This is a genomic window from Verrucomicrobiota bacterium (assembly GCA_016200005.1).
Classification (GTDB): Bacteria; Verrucomicrobiota; Verrucomicrobiia; order Limisphaerales; family PALSA-1396; genus PALSA-1396.
The window spans coordinates 98362-122718 of the sequence record JACQFP010000063.1 but is presented as its reverse complement, the minus strand read 5'-3'; the positions used below and the strand labels follow the sequence as shown (position 1 = coordinate 122718).

Annotated in this window: 17 protein-coding genes; 13 read left to right on the top strand and 4 right to left on the bottom strand. The window is 57.1% G+C overall.

The features are described from left to right. Nucleotides 1-509 precede the first annotated feature (509 nt). The 11 genes from HY298_21450 to HY298_21400 all read left to right on the top strand — a co-directional run bounded on the left by HY298_21450 (nucleotide 510) and on the right by HY298_21400 (nucleotide 16425). The gene (locus HY298_21450; GenBank protein MBI3852829.1) at nucleotides 510-3746 is read left to right on the top strand and encodes a PSD1 domain-containing protein; all 3237 of its coding nucleotides are present in this window, start codon (nucleotides 510-512) and stop codon (nucleotides 3744-3746) included. Nucleotides 3747-3752: 6 nt separating this feature from the next. Beyond that, a complete protein-coding gene (locus HY298_21445) occupies nucleotides 3753-5207 on the top strand; it encodes a DUF1501 domain-containing protein (protein ID MBI3852828.1) in 1455 nt (484 codons plus the stop codon). A gap of 80 nt (nucleotides 5208-5287) precedes the next feature. Further along, nucleotides 5288-6166, top strand: coding sequence for an alpha/beta hydrolase (locus tag HY298_21440; protein ID MBI3852827.1), 879 nt, complete (start codon nucleotides 5288-5290; stop codon nucleotides 6164-6166). Between the two features lie 258 nt (nucleotides 6167-6424). Further along, nucleotides 6425-8296, top strand: a complete 1872-nt coding sequence (locus tag HY298_21435; protein ID MBI3852826.1) for a hypothetical protein — start codon at nucleotides 6425-6427, stop codon at nucleotides 8294-8296. 235 nt (nucleotides 8297-8531) lie between these two features. Beyond that, entirely contained in the window at nucleotides 8532-9134 is a 603-nt protein-coding gene (locus HY298_21430; protein ID MBI3852825.1) for a LemA family protein, read from the top strand. A 32-nt stretch (nucleotides 9135-9166) separates the two neighbouring features. Beyond that, entirely contained in the window at nucleotides 9167-9658 is a 492-nt protein-coding gene (locus HY298_21425) for a hypothetical protein (protein ID MBI3852824.1), read from the top strand. A gap of 28 nt (nucleotides 9659-9686) precedes the next feature. Continuing rightward, nucleotides 9687-11666 carry a M48 family metalloprotease gene (locus HY298_21420; protein MBI3852823.1) on the top strand — a complete coding sequence of 660 codons (1980 nt, stop codon included), beginning with the start codon at nucleotides 9687-9689 and terminating at the stop codon, nucleotides 11664-11666. A 166-nt stretch (nucleotides 11667-11832) separates the two neighbouring features. Beyond that, on the top strand, nucleotides 11833-13224 hold the full coding sequence (locus tag HY298_21415; GenBank protein ID MBI3852822.1) for an efflux RND transporter periplasmic adaptor subunit: 1392 nt from the start codon (nucleotides 11833-11835) through the stop codon (nucleotides 13222-13224). Nucleotides 13225-13241: 17 nt separating this feature from the next. After that, nucleotides 13242-13916, top strand: coding sequence for an ABC transporter ATP-binding protein (locus HY298_21410; protein MBI3852821.1), 675 nt, complete (start codon nucleotides 13242-13244; stop codon nucleotides 13914-13916). 6 nt (nucleotides 13917-13922) lie between these two features. Next, complete coding sequence (locus HY298_21405; GenBank protein ID MBI3852820.1) at nucleotides 13923-15152, top strand: ABC transporter permease; 1230 nt, start codon at nucleotides 13923-13925, stop codon at nucleotides 15150-15152. A 7-nt stretch (nucleotides 15153-15159) separates the two neighbouring features. Then, nucleotides 15160-16425 (top strand): ABC transporter permease, encoded by a 1266-nt coding sequence (locus HY298_21400; protein ID MBI3852819.1) that lies wholly within the window; start codon nucleotides 15160-15162, stop codon nucleotides 16423-16425. Nucleotides 16426-16434: 9 nt separating this feature from the next. Here the strand turns inward: HY298_21400 and HY298_21395 are convergent, their stop codons facing one another. After that, the gene (locus HY298_21395; GenBank protein MBI3852818.1) at nucleotides 16435-17466 is read right to left on the bottom strand and encodes a TIGR00730 family Rossman fold protein; all 1032 of its coding nucleotides are present in this window, start codon (nucleotides 17464-17466) and stop codon (nucleotides 16435-16437) included. A 164-nt stretch (nucleotides 17467-17630) separates the two neighbouring features. On the opposite strand from HY298_21395, the gene HY298_21390 reads away from it, so the two are divergent. Then, entirely contained in the window at nucleotides 17631-18335 is a 705-nt protein-coding gene (locus HY298_21390) for a hypothetical protein (protein MBI3852817.1), read from the top strand. A gap of 111 nt (nucleotides 18336-18446) precedes the next feature. Beyond that, a complete protein-coding gene (gene ileS / locus HY298_21385; GenBank protein MBI3852816.1) occupies nucleotides 18447-21389 on the top strand; it encodes an isoleucine--tRNA ligase in 2943 nt (980 codons plus the stop codon). Between the two features lie 50 nt (nucleotides 21390-21439). On the opposite strand, the gene HY298_21380 is transcribed toward ileS, so the two are convergent. From HY298_21380 to HY298_21370, 3 genes are all read right to left on the bottom strand, one after another. Next, nucleotides 21440-21649, bottom strand: coding sequence for a hypothetical protein (locus HY298_21380; protein MBI3852815.1), 210 nt, complete (start codon nucleotides 21647-21649; stop codon nucleotides 21440-21442). 175 nt (nucleotides 21650-21824) lie between these two features. After that, on the bottom strand, nucleotides 21825-23129 hold the full coding sequence (locus HY298_21375; protein MBI3852814.1) for an MFS transporter: 1305 nt from the start codon (nucleotides 23127-23129) through the stop codon (nucleotides 21825-21827). A gap of 195 nt (nucleotides 23130-23324) precedes the next feature. Further along, nucleotides 23325-24221 carry a hypothetical protein gene (locus HY298_21370; protein MBI3852813.1) on the bottom strand — a complete coding sequence of 299 codons (897 nt, stop codon included), beginning with the start codon at nucleotides 24219-24221 and terminating at the stop codon, nucleotides 23325-23327. Between the last annotated feature and the right edge of the window lie 136 nt (nucleotides 24222-24357).

Here is a 24357-nt window from a genome sequence, read left to right as displayed (position 1 = left end):
CCCCACAGCACGTCAGAAATGGATTAATAGTGGTCGAATACCACGGCCCGCCATGCCTGTCACGCCAAAAATTCTGCGGTGCGAGCGGCGGGGTAGTGTTCGTCAAATGTCCGTTGCAGGAAATCACGACAGGTTGGGTTTGGTCAGGCTTTCGGGCTTGACCTTCCATCCTTCATTCCGGCCTCGGTTCGAGGCCATCCGTCAACGGATGATTCCGTCCGGACCCGCGCGCCGGGAAATAGATTTTCATATCCAAGAAAACAGCGTGCCTTCCGGCGTAAAGAAATAAGACTGCCCGCCCATGACTTTGGATGTAACGACGCAATCGCTTCACCGAAGCACTGGGAGGCGCTGATCCCGCCTTGCTGGTTGTTGATTACAGTCGCAGTCATCCCCAGCCAGCCAGACCGTGGCACCGTCCGGAGACGATAGATTAACAGAACAGATTGTCAGCTTTGAACAGGCCGGATCGGTCAAGGCTCGTGGCGGAGATGCGAATATTGAGCGGTATGGGCTTGATAAAAGTCCAATCATTCACGGATAGTATGCCTATGCCCAAACCGAAGTTTAGGATATTGCCACGCATCGCCTTTGTGATCGGACTGGCCGCCATGGCGCGGCTGGCTTCCGGTGCCGCTGCGCAGGAAAACACGCCGATCCCGGCCAAGGTCCAGTTCAATCGCGACGTCCGCCCGATCTTTTCCGACACCTGCTTCAAATGCCATGGGCCGGATGCCAAAGCGCGCAAGGCCAAGTTGCGGCTTGACGTGCGCGAGGATGCGCTCGCCGAGCATGATGGCAAACTCCCGATCGTTCCCGGCAAGAGCGCCAAGAGTGAAGCCTACCGCCGCCTCGTCACCACTGATCGCGACGACCTGATGCCGCCGCCCAGCAGCAACAAGAAACTGACCAAACGGCAGATCGAATTGATTCGTCGCTGGATTGATCAGGGTGCCGAGTATCAGCCACATTGGTCATATATCCCGCCCACGCGACCGGAGTTGCCAAAGGTAAAGAACAAATCCTGGGTGCGCAGCCCGATCGACCATTTCATTCTGAGCAAACTCGAAGTGCGAAAGATCAAACCTTCACCGGAAGCGGACAGGCGCATGTTGCTGCGGCGGCTGAGTCTCGACTTGATTGGGTTGCCCCACACGCCGCAGGAGGTGGAAGCATTCATGAATGACAGGAGCCACAATGCGTATGAGCGGCAGGTGGATCGGCTGTTGGCATCGCCGCATTTTGGCGAACGGATGGCGGTGCCGTGGCTGGATGTGGTGCGCTTCGCGGACACCGTCGGTTATCACGGCGACCAGAACCAGAATGTTTTTCCCTATCGCGATTACGTCATCGACGCGTTCAACCACAACAAGCCGTTCGACCAGTTCACGATCGAACAACTCGCCGGCGATCTCCTGCCGAACGCGACAACGGAGCAAGAGGTCGCCACGTGTTTCAACCGCCTCAATATGATGACGCGCGAAGGCGGCGCGCAGCCAAAGGAATACCTCGCCAAGTATCAGGCTGACCGTGTCCGCACGGTCTCGACGACGTGGCTCGGCTCGACGATGGCGTGTTGCGAGTGTCACGACCACAAATTCGATCCGTTCAGCACAAAAGATTTTTATCAGATGGAAGCGTTCTTCGCGGACGTCAAACAATGGGGCTACTACGCCGATGCGCCCTACGCGCCGACGCCCGATTTGAAAGGCTTCGGTAATGATCATCCCTTCCCACCCTTGATCGAAGCGGAGAACCCGTATTTGCAACGGCGGCTGGCGAAACTGGAAAAGCAGATCACGGAGCTGGTGTCGGCGAGCGCCGCCAGGATGAAATCATCCACCCAACAGCAAGCGGCCTTCGACGAGTGGCGTCTCGCCAGCGAAAACTTTTTGAAGCAGTGGCCGGATGGCTGGGCGAGTCCGCCGCCGCAGGTCACTTTGAAGATGAAGGACACCAACGCCGTTCCCGGAACCAACTTCACAGTGCAGGCGGACATGACGATTTCCTTCAGCGATCAAGCGAAGGAAAACCTCCGTGTCACCTTGCCGCTCTCGAATTCCTGGATTGCGGCCGTTCGCGTGCAACTGCTCTCTCAGGAAGCCGCGGCTGATGCCGCGACCCAAAAAAAGAAAGCCAAAGGCGGTTCACTGGCCTTGACTGCCACGCTCAAGTCTGGAGACGGCACCAATGAAACGAAGCTTGTCTTCTTCCACGCGGAGGCGGACCGCAAAGAAGAACGCTATTTCAACGGCGCTTCCATCATCGGGGTCAAAGACCTCTGGCAACTCTCGACCGATCCCGAATTACAAACCGCCGTGTGGCTGTTGGACAAACCGGTGAGAGTCAAAAACGGTGACTCGCTGGTTGTGAATCTCGGCAACGTTGCGATTTCCTCGGCCCGGATTTCAGTGACGCCATTTGCCGCCGAAGACCCGTTGAAAGCCGGCAGCGGCGAACCGCTCGCAAAGGCATTGTCTTCGTACGACAACTCGAAAGCCATCAGCGCCTTACTGAACGAAACCTATCTACTGAGCACCGGTTGTTGGGACGCAGATGAGTTTGCCCAATACAAGACCATCGAGCGCAACGTCCTGGAGTGTCGCCATGGTCGCGCGTTTACTCAAGTCACGGTGGCTTGGGAGCCGCGCACGACGCGTGTGTTGCCGCGCGGCAACTGGCAAAATGAGAGCGGCGAAATCGTCCAGCCGCTGCCGCCGCATTTTCTGCCGCAGCCCGCCAATCCGGAAGGCCGCCGGCTCAACCGACTCGATCTGGCCAAGTGGTTGGTGTCGCCCGGCAATCCGCTCACTGCCCGCACGATCATGAACCGGCTGTGGAAACAATTCTTCGGCGCCGGTCTCTGCACCACGGTTGATGACCTTGGCATGCAAGGCGACACGCCGAGTCATCCGGAGTTGCTCGACTGGTTGGCAGTCGAATTCATGCAGCCGTCCGTCCCACAAACCTCATCCCTAAACTCTCAACCAGTTCAAGCGTGGGACGTGAAGCACATGGTCAAACTGATGGTGATGTCGGCGACCTACAGTCAGGACTCCAATGAGCGGCCGGAGTTGAAGGAAATCGATCCCGGCAACCGGCTGCTCGCCAGTCAAAACCCGCGCCGGCTTGAAGCCGAGTTTGTGCGCGACAACGCCCTGTTCATCGCCGGCCTGCTCAACGAAGACATCGGCGGACCGAGCGCGCATCCTTACCAGCCCGCCGGTTACTACGCCAATTTGCAATTCCCCGACCGCGATTATTATCCGGACAAAGACGAGCGCCAATATCGGCGCGGGCTTTACACCCACTGGCAGCGCACTTTTCTGCAACCGATGCTGGCGAACTTCGACGCACCGGCGCGCGAGGAATGCACCGCGTTCCGTATCGTCTCCAACACTCCGCAACAAGCGCTGACGTTGCTCAATGATCCGACGTTCACCGAAGCCTCGCATGTGTTCGCGCAAAGAATTCTCGCTGTCGGGAACTCGCCCGACGACGAACGACTTGATCTGATTTACAAACGCGCTCTCGGTCGCCCGATCAAAGCGAAGGAGAAAGCGTCGTTGAAAAACTTTCTCGCTGTGCAGCGAGATTATTACCGCTCCAACTCACAGGACGCTGACAAATTAATTCATGTGGGCCTGGCGAAAACGACTGCGCAGATGGACGCCACCGAACTCGCGGCGTGGACCCAAGTCTGCCGCGTCGTGTTGAATCTCCATGAAACCATCACCTGTTATTGAAAGCGTATGATCCCCTCATTTAATTCTCCCGAATATCAGTTGAACATCAGCCGCCGGACTTTTCTGGGTCGCGCGGCCTACGGCTTGGGCGGCATCGCGCTCGCTAGCCTGCTCGATCCGCAACTCGTCGGCAGCGCGCAGGCGGCGCAGGCCGCACCCGCAGGACGCTGGCGCGGCATCGTGAACCCGCCGCATTTTCCGATCAAAGCGAAACGTGTCATCCACCTCTGCATGGCGGGCGGGCCGTCACATCTGGAAACGTTCGACTTCAAACCAAAGCTGAAGGAACTGGATGGCCAGCCGTTTCCAGAATCGTTCACGAAAGGTCAGCAACTCGCTCAACTCCAGCACGCCGTACTGAAGGCGCGCGGGCCGTTCTGTGAATTCAAGAAATGGGGAAAGTCCGGGCAGGAAATTTCCGAGTTGTTCCCGAACATTGGCGAGATTGCCGACGACATCAGCATCGTCCGCTCGATGCAGACGGAGCAGATCAATCACGATCCGGCGCACGCCTTCATGAACTCCGGCTCGATCATCAAGGGCCGGCCCAGCATGGGGTCGTGGCTGTTGTATAGTCTCGGCGCGGAGGCGGACAATCTGCCCGGCTTCATTGTGCTCACGTCCGCAGGCAAGACCGGCCAGCAACCGGTTTCAGCGCGACAGTGGTCCGCCGGATTCTTGCCGAGCAAGTTTCAGGGAATTCTCTTTCAGTCGAAGGGCGACGCGGTTCATTACGTCGGCAATCCCGAAGGCGTTTGTCAGAGTACGCAGCGGCAGGTCGTCGAGGAAATCAACCGGCTCAACGGTATGCTGGCCGAGGAACGCATCGACCCGGAAATCCACACGCGCATCGCCCAGTACGAACTGGCGTTCAAGATGCAGACCAGCATCCCGGACTTGACAGATTTCAGCCGCGAGCCGAAGCACATCCTTGAACTTTACGGCGTCGAGAAACCGGGCGACGGCAGCTTCGCGTCCAACTGTCTGCTCGCGCGGCGGCTCGCCGAACGCGGTGTCCGCTTCATCCAACTTTACCATCGCGCCTGGGATCATCACGGCGACATCGAGTCAGGAATGAAGAGCGCCGCCCGGGACACCGACCGGCCCTCTGCGGCATTGGTCCAGGATCTCAAGCAACGGGGGTTGCTCGACGACACGCTCATCCTTTGGGGCGGCGAATTCGGCCGCACGCCGATGGGACAGGGCACGGGTCGCGATCATCACATGCTCGCCTTTTCCATCTGGCTGGCCGGCGGCGGCATCAAAGGCGGCGTCACCTACGGCGAAACGGACGAACTGGGCTATCGCGCCGCGGTTGATCCGGTGCATGTTCACGATCTGCATGCGACGATGCTCTACTTGTGTGGCATCGATCACAAGCGCCTCACATATCGGTCTCAGGGACGCGATTTTCGTCTGACCGATGTTTCCGGAGAAGTTGTCAACGCCATCCTGACTTGAGTCTGGCGAAACGGGTGCGCGGACTTCTTGCCGAATCTCCTGGTTGAATTTTTCAGGGTGCTCATTATCGTGTCGGCATCATGAAAACTTTCTTCCTGCTGCTTGCCTTGCTTTCAATGGGGTTCAATGCTCGCGCTGAAACTGGCGAACCCGTTCCGCTCTGGCCGGAGGGCGCACCCGGCGCGCTCGGCAAAGAAGACAAGGACATTCCCACGATTATTCCTTTCTTGCCCGACGCCGCCAAGGCGACCGGCGCGGCGATGATCATTTGCCCGGGCGGCGGCTACGCCGCCCTCGCGCCGTACGAAGGAAAGGACTACGCGCTTTGGCTGAACGAACAGGGCATCGCCGGTTTTGTGTTGAAGTATCGGCTGGGATCGGGGGGTTATCATCACCCGGCAATGTTGCAGGACGCGGCGCGCTCGGTGCGTCTGGTGCGCGCCAAAGCCGGCGAATGGAAACTCGATCCAAAGCGCGTCGGTATCATGGGTTCGTCGGCGGGCGGCCATCTGGCGTCCACGTTGTTGACGCATTTTGACGCCGGGCAACCAGACGCCGCCGATCCCGTCGAGCGACAAAGTTCCCGTCCTGATCTCGGCGTTCTCTGTTACGCCGTGATCACGATGGGAGCAAACACCCATCAAGGTTCGAAGAACAATCTGCTCGGCAGCGACCCATCGTCGGAACTCGTCCAGCTCCTTTCCAATGAACTGCAGGTCACGCCTCAAACCCCGCCCTGCTTCATCTGGCACACCTACGAGGACCGGACGGTCAAAGTTGAGAACAGCCTCGATTTCGCCGCCGCGCTTCGAAAGGCCGGCGTTCCGTTTGATCTGCACATCTACCAGAAAGGCGCGCATGGACTGGCACTCGGCAGCAAGCAATACGACCCGACCCAGTGGCATCCGTGGACAAAGGATTGCAGTTTCTGGCTCAAACAGCATGGGTTCGTGAAGTGACGAAGCCTCAACAACCCCGACGGGAAAACGGGCGAAAGTCTGCCATAAACGTTCTTGACATTCTGTCATGCCCGTCTGAAGAATCGCCCGAACCAGAGACAATCTACTGATTTCACTACAACCCTTTCGGAAGGTAGCCCTTCTTGGCTTCATTGACCTTCAAAAGGAAAAGAGTGGGAACGACTTTTGTCGTCCCTTGGCCTGCAGGTAGATCGCCTCGATCTAACAAACCTGTTAACCGCATCACTAATTAAATCAGTGTCAGAAACACTCAATGCAAGGAAGGACAACCGTATGAAAAAGACATCATTCGCAGTAGCGGCGTTGTTGATTCCCATCGTTTCCAGTTGGGCAGTGTCGGTCACGGTGAAGCAATCAGGGGGGGGCGATTATACCAACATTCAGGCAGCGATCGACAGTGGCGCCTCCACCATCACGATCATCGACAGCGCCCACTACGTGGAAAACCTGGAAATCGGAAACCCAGATACCGGCGGTTCGGCCGTGACGCTGACCTCGAACCAAACCGGCGACAAACGTCCGGTGATCACTCCGAGTGACGCGAAAAGCTACGTCGAGGTGAATTCCGCAACCCGTTTTGCCGGATTCGGGCTTTTTGCAAATAACTCCGTGGTCGCCAACCTTATCCTCGAGGCGCAGCCCGATTTCAATAACGCGGCCATGATGCTCATGGCCACAAACGTGTTAATCGAGAATTGCCTGTTTCGAATTCCTACCAATACCTTGGCTACATTGAGTTTTGCGAGCCCCCTGCTGTTTGTTGCGCAACAGGGAGACCCGAGTTCCGTTCCGCGTGCCGTGCCGGGCGGACGGGATTCCAACGGCAGTCTTGTGCGCAACTGCGAGTTCATTGGGGTGGCTCCGGATGCTAATCCCTTGGAACCGATAGGAACAGGTGTTGATACCAACAGTGTTCCGGACGGTACTGCAGGATATCTGGACGAGAAAGCAACCGGTAAAGGAACCGGCCAACTCGGGGGATATGTGCGCATGGAGTTTTACAGCGACGGACGGGACGTCTTCGTCACCTTCGAAGGCTGCTATTTCCACCATTGTCGAGACTATGGTATTTTTCCATCCAACCGCGAAAGTGGACCGGGTTCGCTCAATGTAATCATCAAAAAGTGCCGCTTCGACGCGCAAGCAAAATTCCAATTTCGCGGCCGCGGGGCCAATGTTTACGTGGAATCCTCTGTGTTTACGCGCGCCAATCAGGCACGTAACGGTGATGATGAGAATTCGGCCGTAGCCATCCAGACCCAGGACGGGCACGTTCCTTCCGGCAGCGTCAGCAATTGCGTCTTTGTGAATTGTGGCAGCGCCAACGCTCAGCGAGCATATTATGGCGGCGTCAACAACCATAACGGCAATCTCCTTACCGTTGATCATTGCACGTTTGTAGATTGCGTCAGCGGCGTCGGTGCCGGTCGAGGCGGGGCGGGGGCAACGCTTTCCGTCAGCAACAGCATCTTCCACCAAATCGGCGACAACGTTCCTCCGTCGGTTGATTCCTTCGGCATCACGTTGACCAATGGCAGTCCGGAACTGGTGGGCGGATTGTATCCTGCCTGGACGAATGGCTTGGCCAATTTCGGCTCGTTCCCATGGTCGGCGGTGTTCAATCGGTTTATGAACAATAACTCTCAGATCATCATCGACAATTGTATGGTAGGAAGTATCGATACTGAAGATACACAGCCTTGGGATCAGGCGCTTACCAACGTGATCGGTTGCCGTTTGTATGCAGGGTACGACACCAATTTCGTCGGCACGGGCACAGTGTTTCGCGCAACTCCGGTATTCGTGAATAACGATCCCAACGCGCCAAATGCCTTTCAACTGGCCAGCGGCTCTCCGGGGCAGGGCTTGGGTGCCAACGTGGCCCCAGTGCTCGAACCCAAGCTGGGGACTAGCGTAGCTGGAAACCAGCTAACGATCTCCTGGACACAGCCGATCTGGATGACAGGCTACGCGTTGAAGATCACTCCCAGCCTGAGCAGCCCGTCGTGGACAACGGTGCCGGGCGTTACCAACTTCAGTGTCAACTATAGTGCTACTGTCACTGTCGGCGACGGAAACCAATACTTCGCCATTCTCAAACTTCCGTAGGCTCATGCCCTGCGTCACAACGCAGGACATTCCAGTCATCGCTTACGCGCCTGCATCTTCCCAGTGCAGGCGCGTTCGCTTTGAGTGAAGCAGGTTTGAGCGCTGGTCGAAGCAACCTTGGCTGCATCAGATTACAGCGCCAGGGAGTGGTTATCTTACAAACAACCCGCCAGAATATAATTGCTTCGACCTGCGCGCTGCCCTACTTATTGCCCAACTAAATGAAAGGACCGCCATGCTAAAATCGATTTTCATCCTCGGGCTGATCATCATCATCCCGCTGTTTTTTATCCTGATTTACGTGGTCAGCGCTTACAACCGGCTGGTCGCGCTGCGCAACCGATTCAAGAACGCCTACGCGCAGATTGACGTGCAACTCAAGCGGCGCTACGACCTGATTCCGAACCTGGTCGAGACTGCCAAAGGTTACATCAAGCACGAACGCGAAACGCTGGAAGCCGTCACCAAGGCGCGCAATATCGCCTACGCCGCGTCGCAGACCGCCGCCGCCAATCCCGGCGACGCAAGCGCCGTGAAGGGCCTCATTTCCGCCGAGAGCGGCCTGACCGGCGCGCTCAGTCGATTGATGGTTGTCTCCGAGCAATATCCCGATCTCAAGGCCAACCAAAACATGATGCAGCTCACGGAAGAGTTGACCTCGACGGAAAATAAAATTTCCTTCGCGCGCCAGGCGTACAACGATTCGGTGATGGTTTACAACACGCAGCGTGAAGTGTTCCCGGCGAGCCTCATCGCGAACACGTTCAACTTCACCGCCGCCGAGTTGTTTGTCATCGACAAGCCGGAGCAGAAGGACGCACCGAAGGTGCAGTTCTAACGAGCTATGGACAAAACGAACGCCTGGTCTTTATGGACACGCTTGCCACATATGAACAGAGTTTCGGCGGCGTCCGAAGGCGGTTCATCTTGCTGCCGGATCATTTGGCGGTGCGTGGTCGCAGGTTTGGATCGACCTTTGATGCCCGATACGATTTGGCATCGTTGAGCGCACAATTCGATAGCGCACGGATTTTAGCTCCACTTTTCCACGGCGGAGTGGTGCTCATCGCTATTGCGCTGCTCGGCGCAATCATCCTCGTCTTCAACAGTGGCTTGATTTGGCCAGCGTTGGCTGTCGTGGGCATGATCGCGTTCAGCGGCATCGCTTGCGTGATTTTTAGGAGGCGGCCGTTGCAGGTTTTCGTGTTCAAGCTTAAAGGCGGAAACTATGCCTTTGAGGTAATCGGCGCCGGCCCGGAAGCGGTCCGAGTCGAGCAGTTCGTCTCGTCAGTGGCGGAGCAAATAGGGAAGGAACACGGTGAGACACGAGTGTCGCCGAGCACTAGCAGAGTGGTCGCGTAGCCGGCCAGATCCCGGCAGCACGTTTTGAATGGACTTCTTTGAGCGCCAGGCCAAAGCACATCGCAACACCAAACTGCTGGTGGTGTATTTCGCTGCCGCCGTCGCGTTGATCATCCTGTCGGTTTATCTCGTCATTGCCTTTGCGCTGTTCGGAGGCAGATTGAACCACCCATCCCAGGATGTGGCTGCGGTTGCCTCGCTTTGGAATCCGCAGGTTTTTCTATGGGTCGCGCTCGGCACGCTCGCTGTCATCACGATCGGCAGCGCGGCAAAAATCATGGAGCTTTCGCAAGGCGGCAGCGCCGTGGCCGAGATGCTTGGCGGACAGCTTATCAACCCGGACAATGCCGATCCCAACGAGCGCAAACTGCTCAACGTCGTCGAAGAAATGGCCATCGCCTCCGGTGTGCCCGTGCCACAGGTTTACTTACTGCCGGAACAAAGCATCAACGCCTTCGCCGCCGGACACTCGACCAGCGATACGGTCATCGCCGTCACGCAAGGATGCATGAAGCTGCTCTCGCGCGACGAATTGCAAGGAGTCATCGGCCACGAATTCAGTCACGTCCTCAACGGCGACATGCGCCTCAACCTCCGGCTCATCGGCCTCATTTTCGGCATCATGGGCCTGGCCATTGTTGGCCGGGTTCTGTTGCAATTGCGCAGCCGCAGCAGCCGCGACCGCAATCTTCTGCCTCTCCTCGGCCTCGCGCTTCTACTGATCGGCTGGATTGGTGTCTTCTTCGGGCGGCTCATTCAAAGCGCGGTCAGCCGCCAGCGCGAGTTTCTCGCGGATGCCTCCTCCGTCCAATTCACGCGCAATCCTGCCGGTCTGTCCGGCGCGCTGCAAAAAATTGGCGGCCTCGGTTACGGCTCCCGAATTGAATCGGCCCACGCCGACCTGGCCAGCCACATGTTCTTTGCGAACGGCATGGGCGAAACACTCTTCGGCCTCATGGAAACTCACCCGCCGTTGGAGGAACGCATTCGCGCCATCGATCCGACCTGGGACGGGAACTTCAAATCCATCCGCGTTGACGCCATCGAAACCGAAGAACGAGCGGCGAGTTCCGCAGCCCGAGCGCCGGCCAGAACTGTTCGCCCGCCGAGCATTGGCGATCTTCTCGGAGCGCCGCCGGTCGTCGCTGGCTTAAGCGCGGCGGCGGTTCGGACGGACAGTGTCATGCCCTCCCTTGGCACACCCAGTGCAATGCACCTCGAATACGCCGCCAATTTCAGATCGACGCTTTCAGAAATTCTTTCAAGCGCCGCGCACGAGCCAGCCAGTGCCGCCGCATTGATTTACTCCGTGCTGCTCAGCCCCGATGAAACGACCAGAGCCATCCAGCTTCGCCAACTCCAATTGCAAAGCGATCCCGGCGTGTACCAGGAAATCGCGCCGCTGTTTTCGGGAGTATCCAAACTGATTTCTCAGGCCAGACTGCCGCTGCTGAATATGACGTTGCCGACGCTGCAACGACTCTCACCGGCGCAATACGAACAATTCAGGAAGAACATGCAGTTCATCATCGAGAGCGATCGGCAGATTGATCTGTTTGAATACATGCTGCAGAAAATTGTTCTGCGCCATCTCGCGCCGCATTTCGGGCCGGTCAAAAAACCCATCGTTCAGTATTACGTCCTCAAGCCGCTGGTGCCGGATTGCGCCCTTCTGCTCTCGGCGTTGGCTTATCTTGGCCACGGCGACGAGGCGCAGATCAAGAACGCATTTCGCCTCGGCGCGCAGCAACTAGAACTTCCTGAAAACATCCTTTCACTCATCGAATCCCAAGATTGCAATCTCCCGCAGATCGATGCGGCGTTGAAGCGTCTGGTCGAAGCAGCGCCGAACGTCAAAAGGCTCGTGCTCAACGCCTGCGCTTACACCGTCGCCGCCGATGGCGTCATCCAGCCCGAGGAGGCTGAATTGTTGCGAGCCATCGCCGACACGTTGGATTGTCCCATTCCGCCGTTTGTGCAAGGGATTTCTCCCGAGGAGCACGGTTGACCTTACATCCCAACTGGACACCGCCCCTCCAATCTCCTACTTTCGCCGGCAGGCTATTCAACTGCCAAGACGAGTATATTGCCAGATGGCAGAACAACCCAGTGGCCTTGACTCCGAATATTATTGAAACAAAACGACCGGCGGGGTGTCTTTAGAAGGCAAACAAATGGCAAATCCCAAATCGAAAAAGCGCAAAAAGATCATCGTCGTGTCCCTGATCTTGCTGTTGGCCGCCGGAGGTGGCGTGTTCGCCTACTTCAAGAAGAAGGAAGTCGTCATCACCGTGCAGAAGGAGCAGGTCGCCCGCCGGAACATCACGGAATTGGTCGTCGCCAACGGCCGCATCCAGCCCGTGCTGCAAGTCAAGATCAGCCCCGAAGTCAGCGGCGAAATCATCGCGTTGCCGGTCAAGGAAGGACAACAGGTCAAAAAGGGCGACCTGCTTTTGAAGATCAAGCCGGACCTCTACATCGCCAGCAAGAATTCGTCCGAAGCGAGCTATCTGGGATCGTTGGCCGGCAAGACCACTGCGGAGGCCAGCTTGCAAAAAGCGGAGTTGGAATTCAAACGCAACCTGGAACTCTTCGCCAAAAAACTGATTTCCGACTCCGCCTATCTGGAGGTCAAGACCGCCTATGATATTGCGAAGGCGCAACTCGAAAGCTCCGTGCATCAGGTGGCCGTCGCCAAGGCCGCGCTCCAGCGGGCCGAGGAAGACCTGTCCAAGACCACCATCGTGTCCCCGCTCACCGGCACCGTAAGCCGCTTGAACTCCCAACTCGGCGAACGCGTCGTCGGCACCGCCATGATGGCCGGGACGGAAGTCATGACGGTAGCCGATTTGAACGAGATGGAAGCGCGCGTCGATATTGGCGAAATCGACGTGGTGTTGATTGCCCTCGGACAGAAGGCGCGGCTCGAAGTGGATGCCTACCGCGACCGCAAATTCAACGGCATCGTGACCGAGATTGCCAATTCCTCGAAAGGTGCGGGCATGCTGGGTGCCAGCGGCGGCAACAGCGGCGGTGGTCAATCACAGGAAGCGACCAAATTCGAAGTAAAAATCCGGATCAAGGAAAAGGAAACCTTCCGACCGGGAATGTCGGTCAACGCGGAAATTGAAACCCGCTCGCGAACAAACGTTCTCTCGGTCCCCATCGCCAGCGTCACAACGCGACTGCCCAAAGCGCCGGACGCCGACAAACGCGCCGGCGCGAAGAGCGACCCCAAACAATCCACCACCAACTCTGCGAAAACCGATCCCGTCTCTTCGGCCTCGACGAACGCGCCATCCATGACTTCCACAAACAACTCCAAGCCTGACAAAAAACCAGGCGAGGCCCCGAAACCAATTGAAGTCGTGTTCGTCGTTGAAGCCGAACGCGCCAAAATGTTGCCGGTCAAGCGGGGCATCAGCGATGATTCTTACGTGGAGATTACCGAAGGATTGAAAGAGGGACAGGAAGTGGTGTCCGGCGGCTACAAGGCCATCAGTCGAGAGTTGGAGAACGGCAAACGAATCAAGATTGGCAAGCCTCCCGCCGAAGTGAAAAAATAAGGTAGAATCTTGTGGCCCTGATTCGACTGCAAAACATCTCCCGCCGCTATCAGATGGGCACGGAGACCATTCACGCCTTGCGCAATGTCTCGCTGGAAATCGAGCGCGGCGAATACGTAGCCATCATGGGTCCTTCCGGCTCCGGCAAATCGACCTTGATGAATTTGATCGGCTGTCTGGACACGCCGACTGACGGCGAGTTTGAGTTGAACGGCAACAAAGTCAGCGAAATGGACGACAATGAACTGGCGGAAATCCGGAATCGCGAAATCGGCTTTGTCTTTCAGAGTTTCAATTTGTTGCCCCGCTCCAACGCGCTTCACAACGTCGAGCTACCGCTGATTTATTCCGGCATGAACGCCGAGGAACGCCGGAAAGTGGCCCTCGACACGCTGGAAAACGTCGGCCTGACGGACCGCATGCATCACAAACCCAACGAAATGTCCGGCGGGCAGCGACAGCGGGTCGCCATCGCGCGCGCGCTGGTGAACAAGCCTTCCATCATTCTCGCCGATGAACCAACCGGCAACCTCGATACCAAAACCGGCGTGGAGATCATGGATCTGTTCGAGAACCTTTCACGAAAAGGCAACACCATCATCGTCGTTACGCACGAAGAGGACGTGGCCAAGCACGCCCGGCGCATCCTGCGCATCCGCGACGGCCAGATCGCCAGCGATGAAAGGGTGTGAACCGGGATGAACCTCTTCGCTGAACTCAAGGAAGGTCTGGGCATTTCCTGGGACGCCATCCGCGCCAACAAACTGCGCTCCGGCCTGACGACGTTGGGCATCATCATCGGCATTGTCACCGTGACGTTGATGGGCACAGCCATCGACGGTTTCAATCGCGCCTTTCTTCAAAGCATCTCAGCCATCGGCTCGGATGTGTTGTTCGTTCAGCGGTTCGGTTGGTTCATCGAGTCGGACGAGGAATGGGTCGCAGCCGAACGCCGTCCTGAAATTACCATCGCGCAAGCCAGGGAGGTGGAACGGCAGATGACTCTGGCGCAAGCCGTCGCTCCCAAAGCGGATTCTCGCGCATCGGTGAAATACAAAAACCGCAGTTCGAACATGGTCAATGTCATCGGCACCACGGACCAGTTTCTATTGACAGGCGGAGTGACCGTCGTTGATGGCCGGTTTTTTACGCCGGGCGAATCGGATAGCGGCCGCGCGGTCTGCGTGTTGGGCGCGAACGTCGCCACGAACCTGTTCCCGGATGAACCGCCGGTGGGCAATAAAATTCAGTTGGGCGGAGGGGCGTTGGAAGTCATCGGTGTGCTGGAGAAGCAGGGAAACTTCATGGGGCCATTCAGCGCGGACAACCAGGTGATCATCCCGATGCAACAATTTGTCAGCAGCTTTTGGGCGCAGCCGGACGTGCAAATTCAGGTGAAAGTGAACGACCTGCGCCAGCTTGAGGATGCGAAAGAGGAATTGCGCGGTGTGATGCGGAGAATTCGCCACGTTGCGCCCGCCGACGAGGACAACTTCGGCATCGATCAACAGGAAATGTTCATCAAGATGTTCAATCGCGTGGCGGGAAGAATTGCCGCCGTCGGTTTTTTCATCACGGGACTTTCGCTGTTCGTCGGCGGCATCGGCATCATGAACATCATGTTCGTGTCGGTGGCGGAACGCACCCGCGAGATCGGCATCCGTAAAGCCATCGGCGCGAAACGGCGCACGATCATGGTCCAATTCCTGATCGAAGCCGCGAGCATCTGTCTGCTGGGCGGAATGTTGGGACTGGCGATCGCCTGGCCGTTGACGTTGGTCATGGCGAAATTCATGCCCGCGCGAATGTCGCCGCTCGTCGTGGCGATTGCCCTGCTGGTTGCGCTGATGACCGGGCTCGTTTCCGGTTTCTTCCCCGCCTGGCGCGCGGCACGGATGAATCCCGTCGATGCCTTGAGGAATGAGTGAGTTGCAGATGAGATCGAAAAAGAGAACCATCCTGTTCGCGGAAGCGCGCGAAAGTTTTCGCATGGCGATGAACGCGCTCACGTCGCACAAACTGCGTTCAGCGCTGACCTTGCTGGGCGTGCTGGTGGGCGTGTTTTCTATCATCGTGGTGATGACGGCGATGCGCGTGATGCAGACCAGCATCGAAGCGGATTTGAGCCGGTTGGGAAGTTACACGTTCGTGGTGCGGAAGTGGCCGGGCATTTATTTCGGCGGACCGGAAGGCTTTGAAAAATTCTGGCGGCGCAAGAGTATCACGCTCGCTCAATGCCTGCAGGTGCAGGAACGGGCAACACTTGCGGGCAGCGTGGGACTGGAAACCTGGTTTTGGGGCGGGCAGGCGGTTTCGCGTTACGAAAAAACCCCGCCCAACGTCGAATTTTCCGGTGCCACGCCGGGAACTTTCCCTGCGAAGAACTGGACTGTGGCCGATGGCCGTGCCCTTTTGGATTCAGACGTGGACAGCGAACACGACGTTTGCGTGCTCGGCAACAGTCTGTCCAAGATACTGTTTCCATTCGGTTCCGCCATTGGCGAACAGGTGAAGTTTGACGGCATCAACTACACGGTTATCGGCGTGTTGGAATCGCGCGGCTTGATGCTGGGCGGCAATCAGGACAACTTCGCCGTCATTCCCATCACCACCGGTTTGCGGCGCTATGGTCACCAGCCGTGGCGGAGCTTGTCGATTCTCGTTCAGGCGCAAAGCCAGGAACTCTACGATGACACCGTCGAACAGGTGCGCGGAATCATGCGCGTGATCCGCAAGGTGCCGCCGGGCAAGGAGGACGATTTTGAAATCTTTTCCAATGATTCGATGATCGCCCAGTTCAAATCCTTCACGTTGACGGTGCGCATGGGCGTGGCGGTGATTAGTTCGATTGCGTTGATCGCCGCCGGCATCGGCATCATGAACATCATGCTCGTTTCGGTGACGGAACGGACGCGCGAGATCGGCATCCGCCGGGCTGTCGGCGCCAAAAAGCGCAACATCATGGTACAATTCATCATGGAAGCCGTGGTGCTCTGCGAAGTCGGCGGCGCGCTGGGCGTGTTGCTCGGCATTCTCGGCGGAAACGCCACCGCATTTTTTCTGAAACTGCCGCCCGTGATTCCCTTCGACTGGGCGGTGATCGGCCTGTTGATCTGTTCGCTCGTCGGCATCATCTTCGGCACCTATCCCGCCTACAAAGCGGCGAACCTCGACCCGATTGAATCGTTGCGTTACGAGTGAGTCACCGGCTTACAACCCGTTCAACACATCAATCAACTGGCGCAGTCGGCCGTAATGGCGGCGGTCAAATCCGAATCCAATGCGCGGCAGCTTCACCTCATCTTCATCCTCTTTTTCTTCCGGCGTGGCTTCGATGAGTTTGATCTTCTCGCCGGCGATGATGTCGGCAAAATCTTCGTTCATCGATTCGATGGCTGAAGGTGATGGCGCATGTTTGAGGCGGATGACGAACAGATCTTTCACAAAACGGCTGGAGTGAAAGTTGCGATAAAAGCGGGTGATGATGTTCACTGCCTGGTCCGTGTCATCGGTGATGTGATACAGGTGGAGGTCATCCGATGAGATGAGCTGGTTGCGCAGGAGATGTTCGCGGACGTTCTTGTCCCACGTTTTCCAGTAAGTGCCGCCGGGTTTCTCGATCAGCACCAGCGGCATCAACTGGCTCTTGCCGGTTTGCATCAGTGTCAACGCCTCGTAACTTTCATCCATCGTGCCGAAGCCGCCGGGAAAAAGGGCGATGGCATCCGAATGCCGCACGAAAATCAGCTTGCGCGTGAAAAAGTATTTGAAGTTGATCAGTTTCTTGTCGTCTTGAATGATGGGATTGGCGCCTTGTTCCCACGGCAGCCGGATGTTGACGCCGAAGCTCTTTTCCGGGCCGGCGCCTTCGTGTCCAGCCTGCATGATCCCCGGCCCGGCGCCGGTGATGACCATGAAGCCGGCCTTGACAATCTTGCGCCCCAGATCCACCGCCTGTTGATACTCCGTCTTGCTGGGCAGCGTGCGCGCCGAACCGAAGATCGTCACCTTGCGCACGCCGGCATAAGGCGCAAAGAGTTTGAAGGCATAGCGCAATTCACGAATCGCCGTTTGAATCACGCGCACGTCGCCGCGGTCTTCCACATCGGTCAGCAGCTTCAACGCACTTTCAATGATGTCCTCGACGTGGTCGTGGTTATGGCCGCCGCCTTTGTAAGCGATGAGTTCCTGGATGCGACGCTTCAATTCCGGGTCACCCGGCGGTCTTTCCGATCTGATCATGGGCAGAGCGTAACGATTTTGCCGTCAAATGCAACTTTCCCAATGGTTTAGCTGACCGAAGCGGTTTGGACGCCCAGGCATTCAAAATGTGAATAAGTTTGTATTGCACTCGTCGCGCAGTTCACCAATGATGCATCCAGCCGAAAAGAACCATCTTATTGGCCGTGAAAAAACTTGCTGTAATTCTTGTCGCCTCACTTTGTTGTGTCCCAGCGGGCTTAGCGCAAATTGCCAAATGGACGTTTGAAGCCTCGGTCCCCACCAACTCCGGGCCATACCTCGCGGAAGTGGGGACCGGAACCGCCTCTGGATTTCATGTCGGGGTGGGTACTAATGTCGCCGTTTACAGCAATCCTTCGGGGAACGGTTCGGTTGAATCGTACAGCGCGAATGTTTGGTCGGTGGGCGATTATTGGCAGTTCCAAACCAGCACGCTCGGATTCACCGGCATTGCGGTTTCGTATGATCAAACCGGCAGTTCCACGGGGCCTCGGGATTTTAGTTTGCAGTATAGTACGGACGGAGTGCTGTTTACCCAGTTTGGCTTGAGTTACACCGTCTTGCTGAACGGCGCCCCGAATCCGGTGTGGAATTCGACTACCAGTTCCGGCCTCTTTACTTTTGCCTACGACCTCAGTTCAGTCACTGCGCTTGATAATGCGCCCGTCGTTTATTTCCGCATCATCGACGGCAGCACCACTTCGATCGGTGGTGGCACGGTCGCGACCGCCGGCACGGACCGAATCGATAATTTCACGGTTTCCGTCGTTCCCGAACCGCAAGACCTTTTTCTATTTGGCGGTCTGGGTTTATTGGCGTGGACTGCGTTGCGTCGCCGCCCCCGGTGGAATCGATCCCCTTCCCGATAAAGCGTCCTGTCTGCGCAGGACGGTTTTTTGCGGCCGGAAGTTGTCTGCGACATCGAGCGAACTTGCTTCCCGGCATCACCGCTGTTAGCGTCTTCCCCTTTGAAAAGTCAGATGGACTACAAGAGCACATTGAATCTGCCGCGCACCGACTTTCCCATGAAAGCCGATCTGGTCGCGCGCGAACCGGAACGCTTGAAGAAATGGGAGAGCGAAAAACTTTACGACAAAATCCAGGCTGCGCGCGCCGGTGCGGAGAAATTTGTTCTCCACGACGGCCCACCTTTCGCCAATGGCGATGTGCACATCGGCACGGCGCTGAACAAAATCCTCAAGGACATCATCGTCAAATACAAGACACTCCGTGGTTTCAGCGCGCCCTACGTTCCGGGCTGGGATTGTCACGGCCTGCCGATTGAATTTAAAGTTTCTCAAGAAATGCGGAAGGCTGGCGACACCAGTGCCGACGCGGCGACGATCCGCAAAGCCTGCGACGCTTATGCCCGCAAATACATCGACTTTCAACGCACGCAGTTTAAGCGCCTCGGCGTGCTCGGCGATTGGGACAATCCCTACCTGACGCTGAACAAGGAGTACGAGGCCGACGAACTTCGTTTGTTCGCCGACATCGTCGAGCAAGGATTTGTTTATCGCGGCAAGAAACCGGTGTATTGGAGCATCCCCTGCCGCACCGCGCTCGCCGAGGCCGAAGTGGAATACCAGGACCACGTCAGCCAGAGCATCTTCGTCAAGTTCCCGGTCGTCGGCGAGGCGAACACTTCCATCGTCATCTGGACGACAACACCGTGGACGTTGCCCGCCAATCTCGCCGTCGCTTACAATTCCACCTTCAGCTACTCGCACATCCGCGCCGGCGATCAAACTTACATTGTCTCGACAATGTTGTTGTCCACCGTTGCCGAGAAGTGCGGCTGGGGCGGTTACGAAATCATCCGCAGCCTGACCGGCGATCAACTCAAGCAGATCGAATATCACCATCCCTTTTGCAATCGCACGGGAAAACTGTTCGCTGGCGACTCGTTTGTCGATAACAGCACCGGCACCGGTTTCGTCCATATCGCGCCTGGTCACGGCCTGGACGATTACAATCTCGGTCGTCAAAATGGCCTGCCGATTTATTCGCCCGTTGATGACGATGGTTGCTTCGCTTACACGAACGAATTGCCGGTTGAACAACAGATGCCCGCCGAGATGATCGGCAAAGCCATTCTCGAAAAGCACGGCGAGAGCGACGCCAACCGCGCCGTGCTGCACGAACTGCGCGTCCGCAATGTCCTGTTGCACCAGGAAAATTATCATCACAGCTACCCGCACTGCTGGCGCAGCAAGACGCCGATCATCTTCCGGGCGATGGACCAGTGGTTCGTGCGAATTGACCATGTAGCAGCCGACGTAAGGAGGCTCACTTCAAAATCCGAAATCCGAAATCCGAAATCCGAAATTGATCAGAGCCTCGTCACCTCGGCTGCTACGTTCCGTCAAGAGGCTCTTGCCGAGATTGACCGCGTCCAATGGATTCCTGATTGGGGCGTGAATCGCATCAAAAGCGCCGTGCAATCGCGTCCCGATTGGTGCATCTCGCGTCAACGCAGTTGGGGCGTGCCGATCCCGGCATTCTATGACGCGAAAGGCGAACCCATCCTTGACGCGCAGATTGTCAGAAACGCCGCCGACCTCATCGAGAAACATGGCTCCAACGTTTGGTTCGAGAAATCCGTGAGCGAACTCTGGTCGCTCGTGAAACCGAAAGACTGGAAAGGAGCGGAAGCCGTCACCAAATCCAACGACACGCTGGACGTGTGGATTGATTCGGGTTCGTCGTCGCGCGCAGTCTTGATGCGTCGCCCGGAATTGAATCACTCAACTCTCAACTCTCAACCCTCAACCAATTCCTGGCAGGCCGACATGTATCTCGAAGGTTCGGACCAGCATCGCGGCTGGTTTCAATCATCGCTGCTGCTCTCGCTGGCTGGCAACGGTGCCGCGCCTTACAAGACCGTGCTCACCCACGGCTTCATGGTCGATGCCGACCGCGAAAAGATTTCCAAGAGCAGACAGGCGCATGGCGTCTATGAAAAACCGCAGACCGCCGAAGCTTACGTGAAGAAGTACGGCGCTGACATCGTGCGCCTTTGGGTCGCCTCGCAGGATTTCCGCAACGACATCACCGTCAGCGAGGAACGCATCAACAAGGTGGCCGAGACCTATCGCGGCATCCGTAATGCGCTGCGCTACCAGATCTCCAACCTCTACGACTTCGATCCCGCGAAGCACACCGTGGCCGACGACAAGTTGACTGGTCTCGACCGCTGGGTTCTCAGCGAGTTCTCGAAGCTTGAGAGCGAAGTCATTGCGGCTTACGACAAATACGAATTCCACGTCGTTTATCAGAAGATCAGTCAGTTCATTGCGGTCGAACTTTCCTCGATTTACCACGACGTCATCAAAGACCGGCTCTACACCGACGCGGCCGATTCGCACCGCCGCCGCTCGACTCAGAGCGCGCTGCATCGGCTTGTAACGGGCCTGTGCCAGATGCTCGCGCCGATTCTGGCGTTTACGGCGGATGAGGCTTGGGACTTCGTGCCTAGTAAAGCTGTTCCATCCATCCACCAACAGACATGGCACCCGAATCAGTTTGAACGGCCCGAAACAGAACGGGAGCTCTGGGAGAAATTGTTCAAACTGCGTGAACATACCCTTGATGGTTTGGAGGGTGCCCGACAAGGAAAAGCCATTGGAAAGTCGCTAGAGGCAGAGGTTGAACTTGAAGGTTCACCGACTGTCATCGAGGCTCTGATACCACATGCCGCGAGTATGAAAGAAATGCTAAATGTTTCCGAACTCAAGCTTGTCTCCAGAGACTGCCCTCCTGTCGAAGGACGAAATGACGCTCCGACTGTTCTTGTGTTTCACGCACGCGGCCAGAAATGCGAGCGCTGCTGGCATTGGGAAACGGATGTTGGCAAGCACCCGGAGCATCCGACGATTTGCGGTCGCTGCGTCGAGGCTGTAAAGCAGATCGAGACTGGGTAGTTTGAGTCGTCTCGGTTAGAGCCTGCAGCTTTTTCGAAGACCGGATTTATTTATGGGTAACGGTACGACTCGATGCCAGACCTGGTCAAGATTGGCCAGACATAGTCGTGTGCCAGCGCGTGATTGACGATGTTCGCAATCGCCGGGGCAAGTTGATCGATTCGCAAGAGCAGGTGGGCGGCTGGTCCGCTCTCCGCACTTCCCCGGCAGCGGTTGACCGGCATCGCGATGGAATGCCAGACGCCTGGGAGTAGCCACACGGGTTGAACCCGGCCGTTCCAGCCGATCGTAATGCTGACTGGAACGGCGACGGTTACATCAGCCTTGAGGAATACCTCAACAGCCTCTGTCGGCGGTAAGCTCCGCGGTGAGCATGGGGCCGTTAGCCGGGGCGATCTCTCCTTCCAGATTTACTTCGATCGAGTTTGATCCGGTTCAGTTATTTTTTTGCACAACTTCAGGCCGCACGCGAACGGCCAGCACCAGGATCGCTGCCAGCAGGTAACAGGACGCAAGAAAAAGCAGGCTGGCGTTATGAGAGAATCCGCCGTCTCGCAACCAGCCAAACACATAAGGCCCGATGAACCCACCCAGATTTCCGATGGAATTGATGAGGCCAATCGACGCGGCAGCGGCGGATTCGGTCAACGTCATCGTTGGCAGCACCCAAAATGGCGGCGGCCAGGAGTACGCCGCAGCGCCCGTCAGGCAAAGCCAGAACATGACCAGCGGAAAGGACTGTCCCGGCATCGTGCTTAGCGCCAAAAAAATCGCCGTCATCGCCTGTCCGATGGCCGTGTGCAGCTTCCGTTCGCCAGTGCGGTCAGAAGATCGTCCCGCCAGATACATCGCAATCAGCCCGCAGGCATAAGGCAACGCCGTCCACGCCGCCGCTGCCGAAGCGGAGAAACCCGAAGCTTTCTTGATCGTTGTTGGCAGCCAGAAACCAAACGCATAGCCACCAGCGTTGGCGGCACAGAGCGCAAGCGCGAGAAACCAGACGTTGCGCTGACGCAAAGCCTGCCAGACAGTGATGCGCCCGAGCGCTTTCTTCTTTTGCTTCTCAGTTTCCAGTTCGGCGGTGATCCATTCGCGTTCGCGCTGCTCAAGCCATTTTGCCTCGCGGGGAAAATCCGTCAGATAAAAAAGCGTGATGACGCCGAACAACACGGCCGGCAGACCTTCCAGAATAAACACCCAACGCCAACCGGCCAGTCCGAACCAGTCCACTTGCAGGATCAGCGCCGACACCGGCGCGCCCAGCGCCAGTCCAAACGGAATCGCCATGATCATGCCGGAGAGCGCCCGCGCCCGGTCGCGGCTTCTGAACCAATGCGTGAAGTAAACAATGAGACCCGGAAAAAATCCGGCTTCCGCAACACCCAGGAGAAACCGCGCGGCGTAAAATTGAAATGGAGTTCGCACCAACCCGACCAGCACCGTGCAACATCCCCACGTGATGAGAATCCGCGCAAACCATTTCCGCGCGCTCCAATGTTCCACGATCAGTGCGCCGGGAATTTCCAAGACCAGATAACCGATGAAAAAAATGCCCGCGCCGAAACCAAAGACCGCTTCCGAGAACTTGAGATCCTCCGACATGTTCAACTTGGCGAATGCCACGTTGGCGCGATCCAGGTACGAGATGATGTAGAGAATGAAGACGAACGGCAGAATCCGCCACGCGATCTTCCTCCGCGTCCGCTCAGGGTCGAAAAATGTCGCGATGGCAGGAGGCATGAGAGTTTTAGCGTGCGGCAAGTGACGATCCGTTCAACCAATTCATACCTACTGCGAGTAGTATTCGAAGTATCCGGATATCCCCTCACCCGGCCTCCGGCCACCCTCTCCCCCTCCGAGGGGGAGAGGGCAGGGTGAGGGGGCGATGCTAAAATTCGAGGTTGTGATTGCGCGGAAGATCATCTGAAGTTTGTCTCAGTCGTCCAACACGCGCACCGTTGTCAGCGATTTCAGCATCTCATGGTCGGCGAATGTCCAGACGACTTTCTTATCGCGCGTGACTTCGAAGGCATGGACGCCTTTGCCTTCCTGACCGCGCAGAAAGTTTCCAACGATGAGGTTGCCGTTCTTGAGCCGTTGAATGCTCGAAATCCAGGTCAGGTTCAACTCGGGCGCGTCCTTCGCTCCAAATTCCCACACCACCTTGTGATCGGGCGTCACTTCAATGATACGCTTTTGCGTGCCGCAGGAGATGAGCGTGTTGCCGTTTTCGAGCCTCAACGCGTCACCCGCATTTTCCACATTCGCGTGTTCCCAAACAACGCGGCCCTCGGGATTGACCTCGCGAATGGCTCCTTGCCCTTCGTGCGCGGCCAGGATGTTGCCGTTGGCCAGTTGATGAACGTTGCGAACTTGCAAATGATAACCCTCCACACTCGTCGTCAGCTTGGTGGTTCTAACCACTTTACCTTCGGGATTCACCTCGACGGCCTGACAAGGCCCTTGTTCGCCCAGCAGCGTGTTGCCATTCGGCAGACGCGAACAACCAAGCACTTGCGGGCATTTGCTTTCGTAGTTCCAGACAACCTCATGATTGCGATTGATCTCCTGAACGCCCGTCGGTTTGCCGCCGTAAGCGTAAAGAATGTTGCCGTTGGGCAGAACCTCGAAGATGACCGCGATGCTTGGAAACTTGTGCTCCCAAACCAGTTTGCCGTCCGCCGAAACCTCGACGAGCCGGTTTGGCCCCTTGCCATATTCGGCGAACAGGATGCGATGTTTGACCGGGGGCTGTTCACCTTCCGCCCCAACTGCAATGTTGCTCGCAATGCTCCATAGAGCCAGGTTGATCAACACATTTAAACTGTTCAGACACGAACGAGGAACTTGGACCGACCGTAGATGGTTCTCACGCGTTTCGGATTCCCCTTGACCCGACCTTTGGCCACCCTCTCCCACTCCGAGGGGGAGAGGGCAGGGTGAGGGGGCGCTGTTACACTTGGGGGCT